Raw genomic sequence first — 3,934 nt, 5'->3', positions numbered from 1 at the left:
TGGAAGGATCGGAGGCTGCCGCTACTGTCGGGTTTAGGCACAAAGGCTGGTGCACCATGCAACCTTGAAAATGAAACACTGTTTTGGCTCCATAGCCCCCTGCCCGAAGCAGGCGGGCGGTTGAAGCGTTACCCTGCAGCAACGAGGAACGAGGCAGCGAAGCGTAAAAGCGTAAAACGGGAAGAAACTTAGTGTTTTGTACTGGCCTTGCGCTTCAAATAGAAATTAGGTTTTTTATCCAATCGGTTGGTGTTTCACCGACAGAAATAAAGTAGGCATACGATTTATCTTTCAAAACTCAAATTCCAGCTGGTTGCTCTCCGGCTTTTCGATCTCTACATCATCATAAAACCGTGATAAGGTAATACCTAGAAGCCTCACCTGCGTGGTGCCGAGAGCGGCCTCTTCCAAAAGTTTAATGGCTTCAGCATAAATTACCTCTGCTTTGTTAATCGGTGCAGCGAAAGAGCGGCTGCGGGTGATCAGTTTAAAATCGGCAAACTTGATTTTTAAGGTTACCGTTTTTCCGCTGAGTTGATATTTTTCCAAACGTTTGGCCACCGTTTCACTGATCTGTTTCAGGAGGTCGTGCATCACCGAATCCTCATTGGTATCCTCCGGAAAGGTATCTTCTGCACCTACCGATTTGGTTTCGCGATGCGACTGAACCGGGCGCTCGTCAATACCGCGGACAATTTTATAATAAAATCTTCCCGATTTCCCGAATTGGGCTACAAGCTGTGCTTCTGTTAATTTTTTTAAATCTGCACCAGTATTAATCTGCATGGCCTTCATTTTGGCTCCGGTAACTTTGCCTACGCCAAAGAATTTTTCGACCGGAAGTTTTTCCATAAAAGCTTTAATCTTCGATGGGCCAATAAAAGTTAAACCATCTGGTTTGTTCATATCTGAAGCTACCTTTGCAACAAATTTATTGATGGAAACGCCTGCGGAGGCCGTTAAATTTAATTCATTTTTAATGGCATCTTTAATGGATTGAGCAATGTCAATAGCCGATCCAATGCCGAGTTTGTCTTCAGTAACGTCAAGATAGGCTTCATCCAATGATAAGGGTTCAATGAGATCCGTGTACCGGCTAAAAATTTCCCTAAGCGCTTTCGAAACCGCAGTGTAAGCATCAAAACGGGGGTAGACGAAAATGGCTGTCGGGCAAAGCTGGTAAGCTTTACTGGAAGACATTGCCGAACGGATTCCATATTGCCGGGCTTCGTAACTGGCTGTTGAAACTACGCCACGGCTATCAGGCTTGCCACCCACCACTAAAGGCTTTCCTCTGTATTCGGGAAAATCACGTTGCTCTACCGATGCATAAAATGCATCCATATCAATATGAATTATTTTTCTTAAAACCGTTGGTGTTAAATCAGACATGCAATGATCTAAATTTCGCGATTTTTATCAGGATTATTCAGTTAGATTTTTTTTCTTTACAAAATATGGAAAGAGCAATTCGTTTTTATAAAAATGCAAAGCACGAATGGTATGCCGATATACCAGAATGGGGTGGAGCTATTGCCGATTTGCAAATGGTTGAAGGCGCAGATGAATTATTAAACTGGATAGCCACTGTTGAAAGCGAATGTAAATTACTGATGGCTGATGCGCCTATTGAAAATGCGGAGATTTTGGATCTTGTATATGCGCGTGAAGAGAATTTGGGTGGTGGTGGAGATTATCTGTTAGAAAACTTTAGAGGAGAATTTAAAAACCATAAACTTTGGCTTTGCCACGTAACGGAGTTTGTTTTTAAGCAGTTGCCCGAGCGTATTTATTTTAAAGAAATTGATTAAGTATGATCATTGGGAAATAAAGATATTGGAGTTTTATTCGTTGCGTCCGTCATCCTGAACTTGTTTCAGGATCCATTTAAGCACCATTCGTTTACTATTGATTTATCATTATTAAATAGCCAGACGGGATCCATCGTGCAGAAGACCCTGAAACAAGTTCAGGGTGACGGTTCTGGGTAGTATCAAATTAATTCAACAATATTTCTACCTTATTCAGTAACGAATCCATTTCGAATGGTTTTTCCATAAAATCATTTGCACCCGCATCCAGCGCAGATTGCCTGATGTCTCTGCTCGCCGAGATCATTAAAATCGGGATCTCCTTATATTGTGGATCGTTTTTAAGTTGTTTGCATATATCCCTGCCATCATGCCCGCTCATCCAGATGTCGAGCATAATCAGATCTGGTTTGTTTTTAACCGCATCAATTACTGCTCCACCATCATATGTAAATTCAACATCGTAACCCATCACTTCCAAAATCATCGTCACAGCATCAACAATTCCTTCGTCATCATCGGCAATGAGTATTTTCTTATTTCCCATTTTGTAATTTTATTTCATATGGTTTTGTTTTGCAATCGGTACAATGAGATGATTAACAGCGTATAATTATTAAAGCGGTAAAGATGCTTTTTGTTTTAAAAAAAATGAATATTTATTTAAAGAATTTTACCATTATGACAATCAACGACTTTTTCAATGGGATTTCATCGATGATTGTACAGGCGCATCAATACAACCTGAAATACACAATTTTAAAGCTTATCAAATATTTTGGACATTTATAGTTTATATTTACAGCGTTTATTCGAATTAATTGGGTTTAATAACCAAAAATGGATAGTATTAATATTAAGAAGTTAGCAGAAGCATTAAATTTATCTACTTCTACCATTTCGAGGGCTTTTAGGGATAATAGTGACATTAATGGAGCTACCAAAGCACGTATATTAGCCAAAGCAAAAGAATTAAACTATCAGCCTAACCATTACGCCAGTAATTTAAGGGAGCAAAAAAGTAAAACCATTGCGGTTATTGTACCCGAACTGGCCAATAATTATTTCTCACAGGCCATTCATGGTATTGAACGTTTAGCCAGAGAAAATGGTTACCATATTCTGATTTACGTAACGGATGATGATTATAATAAAGAAGTAACTTTTATCCGTCACTTACACAACGGCAGGGCCGATGGTATTATCATGTCGGTTTCAGGAGAAGCCAATGACCATAATTACCTGAATAAATTTGGCAGCAAAAGATTACCATTGGTGTTTTTCGACCGGATTTACGAAGACATTGATACCCCAAGGGTAATTACAAACGATTATAACAGCAGTTTTCTGGCTACAGAGCATTTAATAGAGCAGGGTTGCAAACGAATTGCCTATCTGGTGGTGAATAAAAGTTTATCCATTGGTAAAACCCGTATGCAGGGCTATATTGATGCGTTGACCAAACACCAGATTCCCTTTGAAGAACACCTGATTGTTGATTGCAGCAACAGTTACGAAGAAAACAGCATTATCATCAAACAAGCTTTAACGCAATTAAAACCCGATGGTATTTTTACCTCGGTAGAGCGTTTGGCCTTCGCCACATACTATGCCTGTTACGATCTGCATATCAACATTCCAAAAGACTTAAAGGTGATTAGTTTTTCCAGTCTGGAAATTGCGCCTTTGTTAAATCCCTCCCTCACCACCATTACCCAACCGGCTACCGAAATAGGAGAGGAAGCGGCTAAATTATTGTTTACTATTTTGGATGATCATGCCGATAAAAACCTGCCAAATGAGGTGGTTTTAGAATCTAAAATTATCAAGCGGAATTCGACCGTAAACGGCTAAAAAATACCCTTAAAAACGAGCTCATTTTTAGCCGTAAATTTTCAAAAAATTTCTTCACTTAGTGTAAAATACGCAGAATTCTGACCAATTTTCGGGAACGTTCCCGAAAGATGACTGAATTTTGATCTACTTTTTTCGGGAACGTTCCCGAAAAAAGTCCCAAAAATGGCTTAGTGTAATAATTACACTTTAAATTAAAATTTAACAGTTATAATTTATTGATTATCAAATAATTATAAAATTAACAATTATTTAATATAGATTTTTAC

The 3,934-nt window shown here is 38.8% G+C and carries 4 protein-coding genes; 2 read left to right on the top strand and 2 right to left on the bottom strand.

Going from position 1 to position 3,934, the window contains the following annotated elements; genetic code table 11:
• Positions 1–291: 291 nt before the first annotated feature.
• The gene (dinB, locus tag AC07YT_RS18985) at positions 292–1,392 is read right to left on the bottom strand and encodes a DNA polymerase IV (protein WP_086549062.1); all 1,101 of its coding nucleotides are present in this window, start codon (positions 1,390–1,392) and stop codon (positions 292–294) included.
• A gap of 65 nt (positions 1,393–1,457) precedes the next feature.
• On the opposite strand from dinB, the gene AC07YT_RS18980 reads away from it, so the two are divergent.
• Positions 1,458–1,811 carry a DUF6717 family protein gene (locus tag AC07YT_RS18980; RefSeq protein WP_086549063.1) on the top strand — a complete coding sequence of 118 codons (354 nt, stop codon included), beginning with the start codon at positions 1,458–1,460 and terminating at the stop codon, positions 1,809–1,811.
• A gap of 187 nt (positions 1,812–1,998) precedes the next feature.
• Here AC07YT_RS18980 and AC07YT_RS18975 read toward each other — a convergent pair whose 3' ends face one another.
• A complete protein-coding gene (locus AC07YT_RS18975; protein WP_086549064.1) occupies positions 1,999–2,358 on the bottom strand; it encodes a response regulator in 360 nt (119 codons plus the stop codon).
• Between the two features lie 293 nt (positions 2,359–2,651).
• Between AC07YT_RS18975 and AC07YT_RS18970 the strand changes: the two genes are divergently transcribed.
• Positions 2,652–3,665 (top strand): LacI family DNA-binding transcriptional regulator, encoded by a 1,014-nt coding sequence (locus tag AC07YT_RS18970; RefSeq protein ID WP_086549065.1) that lies wholly within the window; start codon positions 2,652–2,654, stop codon positions 3,663–3,665.
• Positions 3,666–3,934: the final 269 nt, after the last annotated feature.

The sequence above is a fragment of the Pedobacter sp. GW460-11-11-14-TSB4 genome (genome assembly GCF_059423705.1).
The sequence above is the reverse complement of the archived record's forward strand: the minus strand, read 5'-3'. Positions and strand labels throughout refer to the sequence as shown.

Bases quoted from the DNA above. Each gene is read 5' to 3' on its own strand.
- AC07YT_RS18975 (WP_086549064.1), bottom strand. From the start codon at position 2,358: ATGGGAAATAAGAAAATACTCATTGCCGATGATGACGAAGGAATTGTT.
- AC07YT_RS18970 (WP_086549065.1), top strand. From the start codon at position 2,652: ATGGATAGTATTAATATTAAGAAGTTAGCAGAAGCATTAAATTTATCT.
- AC07YT_RS18980 (WP_086549063.1), top strand. From the start codon at position 1,458: ATGGAAAGAGCAATTCGTTTTTATAAAAATGCAAAGCACGAATGGTAT.
- dinB (WP_086549062.1), bottom strand. From the start codon at position 1,392: ATGTCTGATTTAACACCAACGGTTTTAAGAAAAATAATTCATATTGAT.